Origin of the sequence: Pseudomonas lundensis (assembly GCF_015377145.2) — a bacterium.
Taxonomy (GTDB): Bacteria; Pseudomonadota; Gammaproteobacteria; order Pseudomonadales; family Pseudomonadaceae; genus Aquipseudomonas; species Aquipseudomonas lundensis.
In genome coordinates this window covers 4,477,011-4,494,194 of record NZ_CP062158.2, presented here as the reverse complement: position 1 = coordinate 4,494,194, position 17,184 = coordinate 4,477,011, and the positions used below count along the sequence as shown (strand labels likewise).

13 protein-coding genes are annotated in these 17,184 nt (G+C 56.6%); 3 read left to right on the top strand and 10 right to left on the bottom strand.

Features of this window, described 5'->3' with window-relative positions; all coding sequences use genetic code 11:
• Positions 1 to 179: 179 nt before the first annotated feature.
• The 3 genes from putP (at position 180) to IF654_RS20950 (ending at position 3,162) form a co-directional block, all read left to right on the top strand.
• Positions 180 to 1,667, top strand: coding sequence for a sodium/proline symporter PutP (gene putP / locus IF654_RS20960; protein ID WP_047273045.1), 1,488 nt, complete (start codon positions 180 to 182; stop codon positions 1,665 to 1,667).
• 227 nt (positions 1,668 to 1,894) lie between these two features.
• Positions 1,895 to 2,236 (top strand): hypothetical protein, encoded by a 342-nt coding sequence (locus IF654_RS20955; protein ID WP_047273046.1) that lies wholly within the window; start codon positions 1,895 to 1,897, stop codon positions 2,234 to 2,236.
• Between the two features lie 89 nt (positions 2,237 to 2,325).
• Positions 2,326 to 3,162 carry a 23S rRNA (adenine(2030)-N(6))-methyltransferase RlmJ gene (locus IF654_RS20950; protein WP_047273047.1) on the top strand — a complete coding sequence of 279 codons (837 nt, stop codon included), beginning with the start codon at positions 2,326 to 2,328 and terminating at the stop codon, positions 3,160 to 3,162.
• 190 nt (positions 3,163 to 3,352) lie between these two features.
• Here the strand turns inward: IF654_RS20950 and msrA are convergent, their stop codons facing one another.
• From msrA to tssI, 10 genes are all read right to left on the bottom strand, one after another.
• Complete coding sequence (gene msrA / locus IF654_RS20945; protein ID WP_047273048.1) at positions 3,353 to 4,003, bottom strand: peptide-methionine (S)-S-oxide reductase MsrA; 651 nt, start codon at positions 4,001 to 4,003, stop codon at positions 3,353 to 3,355.
• Between the two features lie 67 nt (positions 4,004 to 4,070).
• Positions 4,071 to 6,764 (bottom strand): putative bifunctional diguanylate cyclase/phosphodiesterase, encoded by a 2,694-nt coding sequence (locus tag IF654_RS20940; RefSeq protein ID WP_095010463.1) that lies wholly within the window; start codon positions 6,762 to 6,764, stop codon positions 4,071 to 4,073.
• A gap of 183 nt (positions 6,765 to 6,947) precedes the next feature.
• Positions 6,948 to 8,336 carry an alkaline phosphatase D family protein gene (locus IF654_RS20935; RefSeq protein ID WP_194862095.1) on the bottom strand — a complete coding sequence of 463 codons (1,389 nt, stop codon included), beginning with the start codon at positions 8,334 to 8,336 and terminating at the stop codon, positions 6,948 to 6,950.
• 192 nt (positions 8,337 to 8,528) lie between these two features.
• Positions 8,529 to 10,736, bottom strand: a complete 2,208-nt coding sequence (locus tag IF654_RS20930; RefSeq protein WP_095010461.1) for a lipase family protein — start codon at positions 10,734 to 10,736, stop codon at positions 8,529 to 8,531.
• 11 nt (positions 10,737 to 10,747) lie between these two features.
• Positions 10,748 to 11,572: a hypothetical protein gene (locus IF654_RS20925; protein ID WP_230683740.1), complete on the bottom strand. Its 825-nt coding sequence runs from the start codon at positions 11,570 to 11,572 to the stop codon at positions 10,748 to 10,750.
• Between the two features lie 12 nt (positions 11,573 to 11,584).
• Entirely contained in the window at positions 11,585 to 12,286 is a 702-nt protein-coding gene (locus tag IF654_RS20920; protein WP_194862096.1) for a hypothetical protein, read from the bottom strand.
• A gap of 104 nt (positions 12,287 to 12,390) precedes the next feature.
• Positions 12,391 to 13,110 (bottom strand): hypothetical protein, encoded by a 720-nt coding sequence (locus IF654_RS20915; RefSeq protein WP_230683739.1) that lies wholly within the window; start codon positions 13,108 to 13,110, stop codon positions 12,391 to 12,393.
• A gap of 111 nt (positions 13,111 to 13,221) precedes the next feature.
• Complete coding sequence (locus tag IF654_RS20910; protein ID WP_230683738.1) at positions 13,222 to 14,013, bottom strand: hypothetical protein; 792 nt, start codon at positions 14,011 to 14,013, stop codon at positions 13,222 to 13,224.
• Positions 14,010 to 14,864 carry a DUF4123 domain-containing protein gene (locus IF654_RS20905; protein ID WP_094987610.1) on the bottom strand — a complete coding sequence of 285 codons (855 nt, stop codon included), beginning with the start codon at positions 14,862 to 14,864 and terminating at the stop codon, positions 14,010 to 14,012. Before IF654_RS20905 ends, IF654_RS20910 begins: the two co-directional genes overlap by 4 nt.
• Positions 14,861 to 16,942, bottom strand: a complete 2,082-nt coding sequence (gene tssI / locus IF654_RS20900) for a type VI secretion system tip protein TssI/VgrG (protein WP_194862097.1) — start codon at positions 16,940 to 16,942, stop codon at positions 14,861 to 14,863. The genes IF654_RS20905 and tssI overlap by 4 nt, the downstream gene beginning before the upstream one ends.
• Between the last annotated feature and the right edge of the window lie 242 nt (positions 16,943 to 17,184).

Sequence of the window (17,184 nt, the reverse complement as noted above, 5' to 3'; positions counted from 1 at the left end):
TGTTGCATAGCATTCGCCGCTAAGGTGCAACCGCTTCACTGTTTGGTTCATCGGCTGATGATTTTCCTGGGGAAACGTCAGTTATAAATGCGCGGCTATGTTCTTCGTCTCAAACAGGACGTTTGTGAGGTCCCACCAGACCGCTGCTAAACATAAAAACAATGCCAGGGCTTAATTCAATGAGTGTTAGTAACCCAACCCTGATCACGTTCGTGATCTATATCGTGGCAATGGTGCTGATTGGCTTCATGGCCTATCGCTCCACCAACAACCTTTCTGATTACATTCTCGGTGGCCGTAGTTTGGGCAGCGTAGTGACGGCTTTGTCCGCTGGCGCCTCCGACATGAGCGGCTGGTTGTTGATGGGTTTGCCGGGTGCGATTTATGTTTCCGGTCTGTCGGAAAGCTGGATTGCCATCGGTCTGGTGACCGGTGCCTACCTGAACTGGCTGTTTGTGGCGGGTCGCTTGCGGGTACAGACCGAGCACAACGGCGATGCACTGACCCTTCCGGATTACTTCGCCAGCCGTTTTGAAGACAAGAGCGGGCTGCTGCGGATCATCTCTGCCATCGTGATTCTGGTGTTCTTCACCATCTACTGTGCTTCCGGCATCGTGGCCGGTGCCCGCCTGTTCGAAAGCACCTTCGGCATGCCGTACGAAACCGCACTGTGGGCGGGCGCTGCAGCGACCATCGCCTACACCTTCGTCGGCGGTTTCCTGGCGGTCAGCTGGACGGACACCGTTCAGGCCACCCTGATGATCTTCGCGTTGATCCTGACGCCCATCATTGTGCTGTTGGCGACCGGCGGCGTGGATACCACCTTCCTGGCGATCGAAGCGCAAGACCCAAGCAACTTCGACATGCTCAAAGGCACAACCTTCATCGGCATCATCTCGCTGATGGGCTGGGGTCTGGGTTACTTCGGCCAGCCGCACATTCTGGCGCGCTTCATGGCTGCCGACTCCGTGAAATCGATCGCCAAGGCGCGTCGCATTTCCATGACCTGGATGATCCTGTGCCTGGCCGGTACGGTTGCTGTGGGCTTCTTCGGTATCGCTTACTTCTCTGCACACCCTGAAGTGGCCGGTCCCGTGACCGAAAACCCTGAGCGCGTGTTCATTGAACTGGCCAAGTTGCTGTTCAACCCATGGATTGCCGGTGTATTGCTGTCGGCCATTCTGGCGGCCGTCATGAGCACCTTGAGCTGCCAGTTGCTGGTGTGTTCCAGCGCCCTGACCGAAGACTTCTATAAAGCCTTCCTGCGTAAAAACGCTTCGCAAAAAGAACTGGTGTGGGTCGGTCGCGCCATGGTGCTGGTGGTTGCGTTGATCGCCATCTTACTGGCGGCCAACCCTGACAACCGCGTTCTGGGCCTGGTGAGCTACGCCTGGGCAGGCTTCGGTGCCGCGTTCGGCCCCGTGGTTCTGATCTCTGTGCTGTGGAAAGGCATGACCCGTAACGGCGCGTTGGCCGGTATCGTGGTGGGCGCCATCACCGTCATCGTGTGGAAGCACTTCGAGCTGCTCGGTCTGTACGAAATTATCCCGGGCTTCATCTTCGCCAGCATCGCCATTCTGGCGGTCAGCGCGATGGGCAAAGGCCCGAGCAAGATGATGGTCGAGCGTTTCGATGCGGCCGAGAAAGACTTCAAGCTGAACCAGTGAGTGGATTGAGCCTGGGCTCAAGTCACTGCCTCTGAAAACGGCCCGTCTCCTTTGGACACGGGCCGTTTTTTTATCCACAACCTCAACAGGCACGGAATTCAAGAAGGCGCTCCGTAGGAGGGTTCTTGGTGATTTTGACGAAGCGTCTGAGCCTGTTTTAACTCGTGATTCAACGACTAGCCTTGCACCAGCGCTCGCGTTCGAGCGTTCACTCAAGGAGGTTGTTAATGAGCAGGAAAGTCATTCGCGGCGATATATCGCTGCACAAAATACCGTTTCAGTTCCAGAGCCAGTATGTCTGGACGATTCAGCTGTTTACCGTGTTGCCCAACGGTGTTCGCAAGCAACTCGGGATGATCAGCGAACCCACCTCGATCAGGGAACCCTGGAATTTTGCGTTCAACTTCGATGATGACCATACCCCCGACGGTGTTGGGCACTATGGGATTCGGGTTGAAGTACTGGATGGCACCGTGGTGGTGGCGGATGCCGATCAGAGCTTTTCGATTGCCTGGCATAACGACGCGCCCAGCTTTCAACAACTGGTGCTAGAACCCCAGGCCATCTGAGGGGAACCGCCGTCGAGCGCAGGGAGCGGCATAACGCCTGACGACATGGGCTGCACAGGGTAAACTTCGGCCCCTGCGCAGGAGCAACCATGAACTATCGTCACGCCTTCCACGCCGGCAACCATGCCGACGTCCTTAAACATATTGTTTTGACCCGCCTCATCGCCTTGATGTCGCGTAAAGAGCAGCCCTTTGCCTACCTGGATACCCACGCGGGCATTGGGTTGTACGACCTTCAAGGGGATCAGGCCACTCGCACTGGCGAGTACCTGGAGGGCATTGCACGCCTGTGGGGGCAGAAAGACTTGCCCGCCGTGACGGCGGATTACATGCAAGTGCTGCACAAGCTGAACCCGGACGGTGAGTTGCGTTACTACCCGGGCTCGCCTGAATTGGCGCGGCGTTTGACCCGCTCTCAGGACCGCGTGTTGTTGAACGAGAAACACCCCGAAGACGGTGTGTTGCTCAAAGACAACATGAAGGGCGATCGTCGGGTTGCGGTGCATTTGGGGGAAGGCTGGCATGTGCCGCGTGCGCTGCTGCCCGTGGCCGAAAAGCGTGGGTTGATGCTGATTGATCCGCCGTTCGAAAAGCTCGACGAAATGAAACGCTGCGCCGAGTCGTTGAAAGAGGCCATCAGCCGGATGCGTCAGACGGTGGTAGCCATCTGGTATCCGATCAAGGACAAGCGTCAGCTGCGTCGCTTTTATCAGGATTTGGCGGGTTCAGGCGCGCCGAAACTGTTGCAGGTGGAGTTGTTTGTCCACCCGCTCGACACGCCCAATAGCCTCAATGGCTCGGGCTTGGCGATTGCCAACCCGCCTTGGGGCCTGGAAGAAGAGCTGCGTGAGCTGTTGCCGTGGTTGGCCAAAAAACTGGGGCAAACCCAGGGCGGCTGGCAGATGGAATGGTTGATCGCGGAATAAGGCATCGCCCGCACACACTGACGGTCAGGGCGGTGTGTGGTGGGTGGGCGCAGTCGGCGGCGGTATCGAATCACAGCCTCACGCAGCGTGGCAGCGACCACAGGGTGGCGGGTGTCTGTAGTCGGTGACGCGCTGCGTGAGGCTGCGTGAGGCTGCGACGGGTGTGACACGGTTAACGCGTTATGGCGCTTTAAATCGGGCAGGTCACGCCTGTGCCGCCAATCCCGCAATAACCCTCAGGGTTTTTGGCCAGGTATTGCTGGTGATAAGCCTCGGCAAAGTACACCGTCGGGGCCTCATCAATTTCAGTGGTGATGGTGCCTTTACCTGCTTTGGTCAGTTCGGCTTGGTAGGCCTCTTTGCTGGCCTGGGCGAGTGCGAGTTGTTCAGGCGTGGTGCAATAGATCACCGAACGGTATTGGGTGCCGATGTCGTTGCCCTGGCGCATGCCCTGAGTCGGGTCGTGCAGTTCCCAGAACATTTTCAGCAGTGCTTCATAGCTGACCTTGTCCTGGTCGTAGACCACCAGCACGACTTCAGTGTGGCCAGTCAGGCCCGAGCACACTTCTTCGTACGTCGGGTTGGGGGTCGAGCCGCCCGCATAGCCCACGACGGTGCTGACCACGCCATCTTTTTGCCAGAACTTGCGTTCCGCGCCCCAGAAACAACCCAGGCCGAAAATGGCAAAGCCGACATTGCCAATAAAAGGGCCCAGCAGCGGGGTGTTTTCGAACACGAAATGCTTTTCGGGCAGCACCATAGGCGTTTCACGGCCCGGCAGGGCTTGTTCAGGGGTAGGTAGCACGTTTTTATTCACCAGGATTTCCGAGCGCAAGACCATGTTTCAAGCCCTCTCAGTCAGTTTGTAAAAATGTAGACCGCCAGTGTGCCCGAGTGTTGCGGCGCTGTCAGTCCAGAGGGCCACGTGGGTAGCGTTTGAGTTTTTCCACCAGTTCGCTGCCAGGAATCGGTCGGTCAAACAGGTAGCCCTGGCCCACATCGCAGCGATGGCGGCGCAAGAAGGCCAGTTGCTCGGCGGTTTCAATGCCCTCGGCCACGACTTTGAGCTTGAGGTTGTGCGCCATGGCGATCACGGCCGAGGTGATTTCCATGTCGTCCTGGTTGTCCGGGATCTCATTGATGAAGCTGCGATCGATCTTGATGATGTCGATCGGGAATTTCTTCAAGTAGCTGAGCGATGAGTAGCCCGTACCGAAATCGTCCATGGCCAGGGTCAGGCCCAGTCTTTTCAGTTGGTCGAGCTGCAGGTGAGTGTCTTCGGTGGCTTCGAGCAGCAGGCCTTCGGTCAGTTCCAGCTCCAGCAAACGCGCGGGCAGTTGTTCTTCCTTGAGGATGCTGGCAATCGAGGCAACCAGGTCGGGGTCGGAAAACTGCTTGGGCGACAGGTTAATGGCGACTTGCAGGTTGCCCAGGCCTTCGGCGCTCAACTGCTTGCTCATGCGGCAGGCCTGACGTGCAATCCACTTGCCGATAGGGATGATCAGGCCGGTTTCTTCGGCCACGCTGATGAACTGGTCCGGGCGGATCATGCCGCGCTCCGGGTGGTTCCAGCGCAGCAACGCTTCCATCCCCAGCAACCGGCCTGTGCGCAGGCACAGTTTGGGCTGGTAAAAGACGTCAAGCTCGTTTTGGGTCAGGGCGCGGCGCAGGTTGTTTTCGACGAACAGCTTGTAGCTGGCTTCGGCGTTCAGCGCTTCGGTAAACACTTGAACCTGATGTTTGCCATTGGCTTTGGCTTTGTGCAGGGCAAGGCCTGCGTTACGCATCAAGGTTTGCGGGTCGCGGCCGTGCAGCGGTGCGCTGGCCACGCCTACCGAGCCGGTCACGCTGATTAACTGGTTGTCGACGAACATGGGTTTGTCGAGGGTCATCAACAACTGGCAAGCCATCTGCTGGCCGGCTTCAAGGTCCGTGTCGTCGAGCAGCACCGCGAACTCATTACTGGCAAACCGCGCCAGACTGCCGCTAGGGCTCAGGCTATTGCGCAGGCGGCGTGCGAGGCTGATCAGCAGTTTGTCGCCGGTCTGGTGACCGAGGCTGTCATTGATGCGTTTGAAATTGTCGATGTCCACCAGCAGCAGGCAAAGCGGGGCGTCCTCGTGACGGTTGAAGCGTTCATCCAGGTTGCGAATGAAGGCGGGGCGATTGCCCAGATTCGTCAGGTTGTCGGTATAGGCCAGGCGCTCGATGCGCTGTTGGGCCAGTTTGGACTCGGTAATGTCTTCATAAATACCGATGTAATGCGTCAACTCGCGGTTGTCGCCGTAGACCTTGGAAATCGACAGTTGCCCCCAATAGGGTTCCAGGTTTTTACGTCGGCTTTTGAATTCGCCTTGCCAGCTGTTGCTTTTGCTCAGGCTCGATTGCGCGTCGAACAGCAGTTCGCTGAGGTTCTCCAGCGCGGGCAGCTCGGACAGTTTGTGACCCTGCACTTCTTCGGTGCTGTATTGGGTGATGGCTGTAAAACTGGGGTTTACGTACTCCACCACGCCATCGCAATTGACCAGCAAGAAGGCATTGGCGCTTTGTTCCACGGCCCGCTGGAACAGATGCAGCGCATTGGTGGCCGTGCGCCGGTTGTGATTGTTGATGACCTGCGCGAACTGGTCGGCCAGCTCTCCGGCAAAGGCTATTTCATCGGACTGCCACACGCGGGTGCTGCCTGTTTGCTCAAGGCACAGCACGCCCACCACCTGACCATCGATGCGGATACTGGCGTCGAGCATGGCGTTGACATCGCTCCGGCTGAGGCTGGCAGCCAGTTCGCGGGTGCGTGGGTCACGGGTGGCGTTTTGCGCGTCAATCGAACGGCTGGTGTGCAGGGCTTCGAGGTAATCCGGAAAGTCGCTGGCATCGAAAATATCGTGGGCGACGTAGGCATTACTTTCGCGCTCGTAAGCGGAAATAGGCAGCAGGCGGTTGCCTTCGAGGTTCCACAGGCTGGCGCCGTCGATTTGATAGATGTCGCAGGCGCTGCGGGTGATCAGCTCCGCGGCTTCTTGCAGGGAGTTGTTCTGGCTATAACGATGGCGGGCCAGGCGCAGGATCAAGTCTTGCTGGGCGCGGACACGTTCCAGATGCTGAAGTTGCTCTTGCTGGGCGCGCTGGTTGAGTTCAAGGGCAATCTGCAAGCGGGAGTTCTGGGTTTCGAGATCATCCAGCGGCACCGGGGGCGCGCTGTTGACGGCCGACTCAACCACCAGCAGGTAGCCACGTAACAGGTGCCGATTATGTTGTTTGTAGGCTTCGCCCAGTTCCATCAGGCTCAGCGCGCCCAAGGAGGTGTGCAGGGTGTAATGCACCACGTAATACGGGTTGACCCCCAACTGGAGCTGGATTGCGTCGTGCAACCGGTAGCGTGCTTGCGGTTCCATCAGGCTGGCATAAGGCGACCCCAGCAACGAACACAGCTCCACGGCCGGCAAGCCGAATTGGCGCTCGCAATTAGGGTCCAGGTAAAGCAGTGCCCAGCTGGCGTCATTAAGCCGCTCGAAACGCAGCATCCCGAGCCGGGAAGGCACAGGTAACTGCGTGACGACCTCGGCTGCCGCTCGCGGGACAGCATCGGGTTGGCTTTTCATCGGGAAACTCGCTTCACAAATGCTGTTTACGCATGGGCTGGCGCCTGTTACTGCGGTTTGAGCAGGGTTGCATCATGCTCACTGCGCTGACAAGTGAGCATGCAGGCTAAGTGCTATATGGGGTTATCGGCAGGCAGTCCCATTCCTGCATGCCGACTGTCGTACGTTTCAGATTTATGACTTTCACATCAGGGCGAGGGTCACGGATTCGATTTTTCTGCCTTTTTTATCGTGAAAGTCCACGGTTAACTGGTCCGCTTGCAGCGTCAGGCAAGCGAAATTGTCTTCGCTGATCATGCGGCTGGTCATTGATACCTCATAAGCGCCGGCACTGTTGGTGGCCAAGGGGCGGTCGAAGATCAGGTTGTTGGCTTTGGCGTAGGGCAGCATTTTTGAGTTGCACAGTGGCGAAGAAACGATGCTGTGTACGAGGAAGTCAGGGTCTTGGGTATGCCGCAATTGGCTGGTCAATGAGCCATGAATATCGCCGGATACAAAAATGACGTTTTTGATCTTGTTGGTACGAATGGTCTCAAGAAGACGTGTGCGCTGGGCTGAGTAAGCCTGCCAGCCATCGTCGCCATGTTTGTTTTGGTCGGGGAAGACCAGCACGCTGCTGACAATGAATTTCACTTTGGCCGGGCTCTGGATCAGCCATTTAAGTAGCGCGTTTTCCTGCTCGACGCCCAGCATGCGTTTGTCGCTGTCCTTCAGTGTGCGCTGCGTGCGGCAATCCATGACAAACCAGTCGCTGTCGCCGTCGGCAAACGAGTACCAATAGCGCGATGCCTTTCGGTTGATTTGTCCGTCGGGCAGCCGCTCAAGCGCCGGGCCATGGCTGCACTGATAGATTTCATAAGCACGGATGGCATTTTGATAAAGCGCTTTGTCGGTGCTGCTTTGATTGGCGGGCCAGTTATCCTCGATTTCATGGTCATCGAGAATCATGTACGTCGGTGTGCCCGACATTAAGGTGCGGATGTGAGGCTGAGAAAAGGCGCAGCGGTATTTGTGCGCGATGGAGGGGTAATCACGGTCGGGCGCCACGATGTTCAAATCATCAACGTAGACCTGATCGCCGATCATCAGCAGCGCATCGAGCGGTTGGTGGGCTGACAGCGACTGAATCGCGCTGAAAATGGCGTCCCCGAGTTCGGGCGCAGATGGCACGCCCAAGGTGAGCCTGAGGTAGCGACAAGACCCCACGATATAACGACGTGCCCGATTGCGTTCGGTGCTTGCAGTCTTGAAGGTATAAACGGTTTGTGGCCATTCCAGCGGTATCTTTGCCACGGTTTCGGCGGTGTGGTCGGGGTGCGTGGTGTTGAACCAGCCCGCCTGGTATTCGTAGGGCGTGTCGGCTTCAAGGTTGTCCAGCACCAGGGTGTCGGACATGTCGTAGGCGTCATCGAGCTTTGAGTAAACACCCGAAGACCACAGCGATTCGCCGCGTTTACGGTGCCGAATGCCTGCGAAAACCGGGTAATCCTGGCTGGGGGCGCCGCGCAGAAAAATGCGCGCATGGTGAGCAGTGGTGTAGCCCAGAATTGGGCCGACAGTGGGTCCATTCACATCGAAATCCTTTCTGATGTTTAAAAAAATCCTTTTTTAAACATAGAAGTGGCCCCACTGGATGACCTGTCCGTGAGTTCGACGCGAACTGTAGGCCGCAGCGATCAGCGCCTGTGTGACCCTATCGATATGAACACCGCAAAACACAACCTCCAGCCCGGTGACTGGCGCAACCGGGCTGCTGGCGAGGCGTTACACAATGGAGTCTAAGTCCAGGAAATATGGCTTCCCGGCTGAAGCGACCTCCAAGTCATACCCCGTGAGCTGAGGGATCATCGCGATTTGCACCTGCACCTGGTTCTCGCGCTGGGCCATCCAGCGATCCAGCGTGGGTTGCAACTGGTCAGACTGCGCGGCCGTGCCGTAGACATCCTTGAGGGTCAGGTAACGATCGTTCTGGGTTTTGAGGCGTTGCAGGGCCGTGCCCAGCTTGCCGTACTCGCCTGAATAGTCGTTGACGGTCTGAATGTAGTCGGGCTCGTTATTGGCATACCCCTTGGTGTCGGCGGCTTCTCTGCTCTTGTTCAACACCTGTTTGCGCATGGTTTGCAGCGCCTCACTGACCAGCCTGTACTCACGGTTGGTGACCACCGTCTGACTGTCTTTCTCGGTTTGCTGCCAGCGCCGCAAGGTGGCCCATGAGAACGGGATGTAAGAGCCCGCCAAACTGTGATCCCCAAAACTCATGAACTGTTGGATCAAACCACCGCGCCAAGGAAGATCCCCGTCCTTGGCCAGGGCGCGGGTGCAAGCGGCCTCTTCGATAGAGGCACAACCAGGGTTCCAGAGAATGGAAGATTTTTCCTCGGCGCCGAAACGCACGGGCATGAAGTGGTGCAACGTGCCGTGATGCTCATACGGTTTGCCGCCGACCCGCACCAGGCCTCCGACAAAAATCAAAATGGCCATCACCGGGTTGATCACAAACAGCGAAGCGAGCCCCGGAAGCCAGATGGTACGCCGGGCATTCATCCAGGGCGCGGGTACGCTGGGCACCACGTCGTCGTTGTTGACCATACGATGGTGAACCAGCGGCCTGGCGGCCTCGACGAAAGCCGCATCACCCGCGCGTGGCGCGCCGTAGGTGTAGAGGAGGATGTCGTAGTCGTCATCCGGGGAGTTTCTTAATGCTTCGGCTAGCAGCAAAGCGATTGCCCCGCCCAGACTATGCCCCGAGATGATGACTTTTTGCCCCGTGTGAAAGCGATCGAGGTATTCCTTAATGAAGTTTTTCATCGCCTTGTAGGCATCGTAAAAACCATGGTGAACATGACCAGCACCCTCTTCAAAAGGCACTTGTACAGCATCGGCATCACGCCACCAGTCTGACTTTTCAAGCGTGCCACGTATGCCGATCAGGATGATTTCATCATGGTGCGTGATATAGGCCTGGGTGCTTTTACCACTCAAAATGAACTCATCATGATCGTTGAAAAAATGAAGCTTTTCCGGGTGCTCCTGTTTCTTTTCTTTCTCCGGCAAATTCATTTCATAAAGCGTGGGGTCGAAGGGCAGGATTTCGAAGCGTTTGGAGTAGGGCACCTCTTCATAAAGAGGGTAATAGCGGGTGACCGAAGATTGGTCTTTTTCGACCCTCCAGCTTTGGCGGAAGTTTGCCAGGGCATCCCCGAAAAAGTTGCCAACACTGGGGTTAAATTTGAATTCGACTGTATGGGTAGGCCTGACGGGCGGCTTTTGGCCGAAATCCGAATAACTCAGCCCCGCCATGATGGAGAGCTGATACAAATTCAAGGCGCTGAATTCATTCGCGGTTGAAAGCAGGGGCCTGAAGGCACGCAGAGGGCGAACTTCCAGCACGGTATGGCGATTAGGCATTAGCCCAACACCGTACAGGTCGGACGCGTCTTGCCCCGGCGATAACTGGGCCACTGCGTCAAGCAGTGCTTTTTTGGGCGGGTAGTGACGGTCAACCACCGGCGGTAAATGCGCGCCGTTTTTAACCAGGTCGCGAACCTCCACCTGAATGAAATTGCCGTCGTTCTTATTGGCAGGGTTGTGTTCGGTACGGAAGCCGTCTTTGTGGAAAAAATGGGTTTTTTCTGCTCGGACTTGGAGTTCGGTGATGGGGAGCGGGTAAGATTTTCTAATTTTCAGGTCGTTATACGTCACCTCACTGCCAGCGTAGGAAGTATCAAGGCATAAAATTACAGGGCCCTTATAACACTCATTGATTTTCGCGAAGCCCTCAGAATCCAGAGTGCCTCGGTATATTTGATCTGCACTATCTCTCAAGGTATAGCTCAGCCCTGCATAGGCATCTCCCTTCCCTTGTTCGTCAACGAGTTGAAAACTTACCCAGTTTTCTTTCAAAGGACACGCGAGCATATCCGCACTGAATGCGGGTTCTTCCCAATCGGTTTTTTTTTCGTATGTACTCATAACGAGCATCCTTATTCTGTGCAATTGGGATAGACAGAGCAATCACGACCATCGGGCATTTTGAATTTTTTGAATTGCGGCGGAGTCACACACAGCTCTTCTATATCCCTACCCCAATTTCCTTTGCAGGGTTTCCAGCCAGCGACTGTCTTAATCCAGTAGCGGTCGAAATAAGGCTCTTCCTCCTTCGCCACACTTAACACCAACTTGACTGTCGAGTCCGCCAACTGATCGCGGTGTAACCTGCCACCAATCATGCGTTTTTCCATTTCGCCATTTGCACCCACGGCCCTGCATTGCAATATTTTTCTGATCACACGTTTGGACCCAACTGTGCGAAACAGCCACTGGCATTGCCCGTTAAAAACCTGGGCCTGTGGTGTTGACGTGGCGGGGGACAGCGCGGAGGGTTCTTGACTGATAGAAAAGCCGGCAGACGCCAAACTCATGTCTCGTTCACGCTTGCCCCACTGTCCCTCAATATTCATCGTGAGTTCCTGAAGCACTGTCGGGCAACCATGTTCGGTGTCAGTCAATGGCACTTTGAATTCAACCTGATGTGCCGTATTAGGTTGTTCTGGTTTAAAGTGAAGACGACCTATGCGGAATGGTTTTCCGGATCGGCCCGTGCAGGACTCGCCTGGCCCGGGTACGTAATCTGCAGTACCCGTTACAGTGAAGTTTTCAGGTACTTCAGCCCGAACAGTGAAGGTTTTGGGTGGGGTGACGGAGCAGCCCGATACCACCAAAGTAAAAGCTCCTAGGCATAAAGCCTGCCCCCATTTGATGGTGGGTAGAAACTGCTTACAATTTTCCGTCCTTACATGTTTTTTCATTTTTTAATGTCCTTATTCAGTGCAGTTGGGATAAACAGTGCAATCGCGACCGTCGGGCATTTTGAAGTTTTTAAATTGCGGGGGACTTACGCATAATTCTTCTATATCCCGCCCCCAATTCCCTTTACAAGGTTTCCAGCCAGCGGCTGTCTTAATCCAGTAGCGATTGAAATAAGGCTCCTCCTCCTTTGCCACACTTAACACTAACCGGACTGTCGAGTCCGCCAACTGATCGCGATGCAAGCGGCCGCCGATCATGCGTTTTTCCATGTCGCCGTTTGCATTCAAGGCTCTGCACATCGGGATTTTTACGATGTAGCGATATAGGCCCATGGTTCTGAATAACCACTGGCATTGCCCTTTGAACACTTGAGCGACGGGAGTTTGTCCTGAGGGTTCGTCTGAAACAGAAAAACTGGCTGTTTCTTGTCCCATATCTAATTCGCGGGGTCCCCATTGCCCCTCAATAGTCAGCTTCAGTCCTCGCAGTACCATCGAGCAGCCATGGTCGTCGTCGGTCAGTGGGACTTTGAACTCAACTTGATGGGCTGTTTTGGGTTGCTCCGGCTTGAAAAACAGGCTGCCTGTCGTGAACGCTTCGCCGGAGGGGGGGATGCAGGTTTCACCGGGCGCGGGTTTGTAGTTGGCAGTGCCGGTCACCGTGAAGTTCTCAGGCACGTCAGCCTGAAAGGTGAAGGTTTTGGGTGGGGTCATTGAGCAACCCGAGATCAACAAAGCGAAAGCGCCCAGGCACACTGTTTGCACCCAGTTGATGACGAGTATTCGCACGTTCCCATCGCAAATGTTTAGACGTGTTTTCATTGTTTATTGTTCTTGCTCAGTGCAGTTGGGATAAACAGTGCAATCGCGACCGTCGGGCATTTTGAAGGGTTTGAAATCGGTGGTGTTTCCTCGGCAAAAGCCATAGCGATCATCCAAGCCTTCCCCATACATCGCTTCCAACCCGTCGGAAACTTAACCCAGTTATCCCCAACCGCTGGTTCTTCTTCCTTCGCCACAGACAACACCAACTTGACCGTCGAGTCCGCCAACTGATCGCGGTGCAAACGACCGCCGATCATGCGTTTTTCCATATCGCCGTTTGCATTCAAGGTTCTGCACATCGGGATTTTTACGATGTGGCGATATGGGCCCATAGTTCTGAATAACCACTGGCATTGCCCTTCAAACACTCGAGGCGTAGAGGCTTGTTGCGAGGTTTCATCTGAAATAGAGAAGTTGGCAGATTCTTGTGAAGTATGCTCTCTGCCTGGCCCCCACCGCCCCTCAATAGTCAGCTTCAAACTGTGAAGCACTGACGAGCAACCATGTTCGTTGTCGGTCAGTGGCACTTTAAATTCAACTTGGTGGGCCGTTTTTGGCTGGTCCGGCTTGAAGTGCAGACGACCGACGCGGAACGGTTTGCCGGATCGGCCCGTGCAGGTTTCTCCGGGCGCAGGTATGTAATTGCCTGTGCCCGTCACCGTAAAGTTTTCAGGCACGTCAGCCTGAAAGGTGAAGGTTTTGGGTGGGGTCATTGAGCAACCCGAGATCAACAAAGCGAAAGCGCCCAGGCACGCTGTTTGCACCCAGTTGATGGCGGGTATTCGCACGTTCCAATCGCAAATGTTTAGACGTGTTTTCATTGTTTATTGTTCTTGTTCAGTGCAGTTGGGATAAACAGTGCAATCGCGACCGTCAGACATTTTGAAGTTTTTGAAGTCGGTGGTGTTTCCAAGGCAGAAGGCATCCCTATCGTCAAGATCTTCTCCCATACAGCGTTTCCATCCCTGAGGAAACTTAACCCAGTTATCCCCAACCGCTGGTTCTTCTTCCTTCGCCACAGACAACACCAACTTGACCGTCGAGTCCGCCAACTGATCGCGGTGCAAGGGGCCGCCGATCATGCGTTTTTGTATTTCGCCTTTCGCATCGAGGGCCCTGCATTTAAGTATTTTCCTGATAAAACGCTTAGGGCCGACCGTGCGAAACAGCCACTGACATTGCCCGTTAAAGATCTGGGTCTGTGGTGTTGACGTGGCGGGGGGCAGTGCTGAGGGCTCATCACTGACGGAGAAACCGGCAGACGCCAAACTCATGTCCAGTTCACGTTTGCCCCACTGTCCTTCAATCATCAGCTTCAGCCCTCGCAGTACCATCGAGCAGCCATGGTCGTCATCGGTCAGTGGGACTTTGAACTCAACTTGATGGGCTGTTTTGGGTTGCTCCGGCTTGAAGAACAGGCTGCCTGTCGTGAACGCTTCGCCGGAGGGGGCGATGCAGGTTTCACCGGGCGCGGGTTTGTAGTTGGCAGTGCCCGTCACCGTAAAGTTTTCAGGCACGTCAGCCTGAAAGGTGAAGGTTTTGGGTGGGGTCAGTGAGCAGCCGGTAAGGAGGCTCATGCTGGTGCTCAAGAGCCATGCACGCAGGTTGGGCTTCATAGGGGCGTTTCTCCCGCCCAGAACTGCACTTCGCTCAACAGTCGCTCAAAGTGGGCCTGGGGCGTTTCGTGGTCGCGGGGGGACCAGTTTTTTATCAGCGGCCGCTCCAGGGTCTCTAAACGGTGCAGCACTAAAAAGTGCAGCTGTTCGGGCGTGTTCCAGTTCCAGTGCCGCGCTTGGGTCAGTTGCTCGGCCAGCCACTCGTCCGGGGCTCGATGCTGGCTGAGTGTGAGCATTTCATCGCTGCGTTCGGCCCACAGGTAGCGGTAGATATTGGTGTGCAGGATGTCGATGGCCAGCAACGGCGGGGCCGGGACGTTGAGCCACGCCGGTTGGTCGGGTACGGGGTGTTCACCGGGCGCGGGGTTGTGGGTGACGTCCCAGCGCGATTGGGCCCAGTAACACACGCTGGTGACAGGCCCCAGGTAGCCGGGCCGAGCGTCTTCTGGCATGAACGCCAGCGCCCGGGCCAGTACCCGGTTGTCGTGGAAACGGTACAGCGCCTGATTCGGGCGGGTGCCGGTGATGATGCGTTCGCGCCAGTGCCGGGTCAGGGCGGGCAGTTGCTGTTGGGGCAGGCTGGCCAGCCAGCCCCAGTGGCGCTGCGGCTCGGCCAGCAGTGTGTCGAGCACGGCGTATTCCCGGGGCTCGATGATGAAGATAAAGGGCCCGGCATCGGCCAGTTCGCTGACCGGGGTCTGGTGATAGACCCCGCAGTAGCGTTCGTAATCGCAGCTTCGCAACAACTGTTGACGGGTCTCGCGCTCGTCTTCGGAGTCCAGCACCAGGGCAATGGCCTGGCCGAGTTGACGCTGTTCGCTCATCCATTGCACGACGGTGGTGAGGCTCATGATGTGGCTCCTTGCGGCAGGCAGACGCCGTCTTTGCACGCCTCGCAGAGGGGGCAGAAGTCAGTCCCCTTGGCTTTACTGGCCTTCATCAGGGCCGACAGTGTGGGCGCAATCAGAGGTTTGGCCGCGATGGCCTGCGCCTGGGCTGCCTGCAATGGCGCGACGCCGGGCACGGGCGCACCGCCGACCACGATCGGCACGCTGCTGAAAATACCCCCGCCATTGATCACGATGTGTTGGCCGCCCGCGCTCAGGGTCAAGCTGGCCCCGGCGTTGATTACCACGTGGGTCGCGGTGACATGGGCGTGGGCTCCCCCCTGCATCACCCACGTGCCGTCGACCTGGGTACTGCTGTTGCCGGTGACCGACAGTTGCTCGTTGCCTTCGATCACGGTGTCGCGCAGCCCTTGGGTGGTGTGCTGTTCGTTGCCTTTGATGAGGCTGGTGCTGTTGCCGCCAACCTGCTCGAAACGGTCGTTATCAATCAGGCTGCGGCTGTCGCGGGTGATGTGTTCGGCGCGGTCGCGGCCGATTTTTGTGTCGCTGTCGTTCAGCACGATGTGTTCGAGATCGCGCTGTGCCCGCAGAAAGATTTTTTCCTGCCCGGCACGGTCTTCAATTGACAGTTCGTTGTAACCGCCGGTGTGCGGCGAGCTGTGGCTGCGCATCACTGTTCGGGTTTTATTGGCCGGCAGCGGGTAGGGCACAGGTGTTGATGTGTTGGGCACGCAGCCGGTGATCAGCGGTTTGTCGGGGTCTCCTTCGACATAGGTGACCACCACCTCCATGCCGACGCGGGGGAGGGTACTGGCCCCGAAATGCTTGCCCGCCCAGCTCGATGACACGCGTACCCAGCAACTGCTTTTGTCGCTGTCCAGTTCGGCCCGGTCCCATGGCAGCTCGATCCGCACGCGTCCCAGTTCATCGCAAAAAATCTCTTGGCCCTCCGGGCCGGTCACGCGGGCGGTCTGGGTCACGAGCGGAGGGCGCGGGGGTGTCAGGGGCGGGCGGTAGAACACGTCCCACGGGATGGCGCTGAACTGGTTGCGGTAACCCTGGGTGAAGCCGTCTGCGGGTTGCACATCGCTGCTGACGGACTCTTCCAGCGCCTGGGGCTGCAGGCCTTCGTGATGGACGCTGAGCAGCAACCACAAGTCGTTACAGGCTTTACGCGGGTGTTGGGTCAGGGTGAAGAAGTGGCCGCTGCGTAACACGGGCTGATCGCTATGGCCTTCAGCCAGGCGATAGTCGCTGCGATGGCGCTCCAGGGCTTGCCGGGCCAGTTGCATGCCGCGTTTCTCGGTGTCGATCAGCGCCGGGTACTGATAGTCCTCGAGCGCGGGGGCAACGTCGGCCGTGAAAGTGCTTTGCAGCAGCAGGCTGGGGCGCTTGAGGTCGTAATCGCGACGCGTCACGGTGCTGGTCCGGGTGCTCAGGCGCTGGGAGAACTGCTGAATCACAGGGTGGTCGGCCACGGTGCCAGTGCCTTGTTGGTAAGGCGTTTCTCCCAAAAGAGGAAAGTAGGTCTGGGTGTCTGTGAAGACCAGCAAGTGACCGTCTTTACTGTGCTGGTGATGCCAGGCGATGCCCTCTTCGGCGCACAGGCGCTGCAAGAACTCAAAATCAGTCTCGGCGTATTGCGTGCAGTATTCACGCACCGGGCTGTGGTGGACGTTGAAGGCGTAAGCATCTGCCTGGATGCCATGGCCCCCAAGCACCTTGGCCAGCACTTGCGGCACGCTCAGGTGCTGGAAAATGCGCGGGTTCTGGCTGAACTGCAAATAGTGCAGGGCGGGTACAAGGCTGACGCTATAACGCGTCAGGCGCTTGCCGGATTCCCCGACGTATACCTCTTCGATATGGCCGTGGAGCCCTTCGCCTTTATGGCCGAACTGTAGAAAAGCGGGTTGGCACAATAATGATTCCAGATCGATATTCGAATTTTCGCTGACCAACTCGATGCGAATGGCGTACAGCTGGCTGATCGCTTCCTTGCCGTTGAATGCCAAGACTTTGAAGTCGTTACGCACCTTCGGGATGAGCAAGGAAAAGTGAGCTGTATTGGCCTGCGCGAACATGTTTTTTACCCATGAAAAGAGTGAATTCAGCCCCGCAGGCCTGAATGGGAGCTAAGTGGATAATCAACTTTCATGCCACTGTTTTTTAACGCCTTGTTTATACGGTAGTTATTTTTTTTTGGATTTTTAGAGGGGTAATTTACCCGTCAAAAGTTAGGGAAAGTTCGAAAAAGTGCGCAAGAAGTTGCGCAGTACTGTGCAACTTCTTGCGCACTTGCTTGAATGTATTGAACAGTAAGGGC

Excerpts from the sequence above, each read along its gene's own strand:
- putP (WP_047273045.1), top strand. The coding sequence starts at position 180 with ATGAGTGTTAGTAACCCAACCCTGATCACGTTCGTGATCTATATCGTG.
- IF654_RS20955 (WP_047273046.1), top strand. The coding sequence starts at position 1,895 with ATGAGCAGGAAAGTCATTCGCGGCGATATATCGCTGCACAAAATACCG.
- IF654_RS20950 (WP_047273047.1), top strand. The coding sequence starts at position 2,326 with ATGAACTATCGTCACGCCTTCCACGCCGGCAACCATGCCGACGTCCTT.
- msrA (WP_047273048.1), bottom strand. The coding sequence starts at position 4,003 with ATGGTCTTGCGCTCGGAAATCCTGGTGAATAAAAACGTGCTACCTACC.
- IF654_RS20940 (WP_095010463.1), bottom strand. The coding sequence starts at position 6,764 with ATGAAAAGCCAACCCGATGCTGTCCCGCGAGCGGCAGCCGAGGTCGTC.
- IF654_RS20930 (WP_095010461.1), bottom strand. The coding sequence starts at position 10,736 with ATGAGTACATACGAAAAAAAAACCGATTGGGAAGAACCCGCATTCAGT.
- IF654_RS20925 (WP_230683740.1), bottom strand. The coding sequence starts at position 11,572 with ATGAAAAAACATGTAAGGACGGAAAATTGTAAGCAGTTTCTACCCACC.
- IF654_RS20920 (WP_194862096.1), bottom strand. The coding sequence starts at position 12,286 with ATGACCCCACCCAAAACCTTCACCTTTCAGGCTGACGTGCCTGAGAAC.
- IF654_RS20915 (WP_230683739.1), bottom strand. The coding sequence starts at position 13,110 with ATGACCCCACCCAAAACCTTCACCTTTCAGGCTGACGTGCCTGAAAAC.
- IF654_RS20910 (WP_230683738.1), bottom strand. The coding sequence starts at position 14,013 with ATGAAGCCCAACCTGCGTGCATGGCTCTTGAGCACCAGCATGAGCCTC.
- IF654_RS20905 (WP_094987610.1), bottom strand. The coding sequence starts at position 14,864 with ATGAGCCTCACCACCGTCGTGCAATGGATGAGCGAACAGCGTCAACTC.
- tssI (WP_194862097.1), bottom strand. The coding sequence starts at position 16,942 with ATGTTCGCGCAGGCCAATACAGCTCACTTTTCCTTGCTCATCCCGAAG.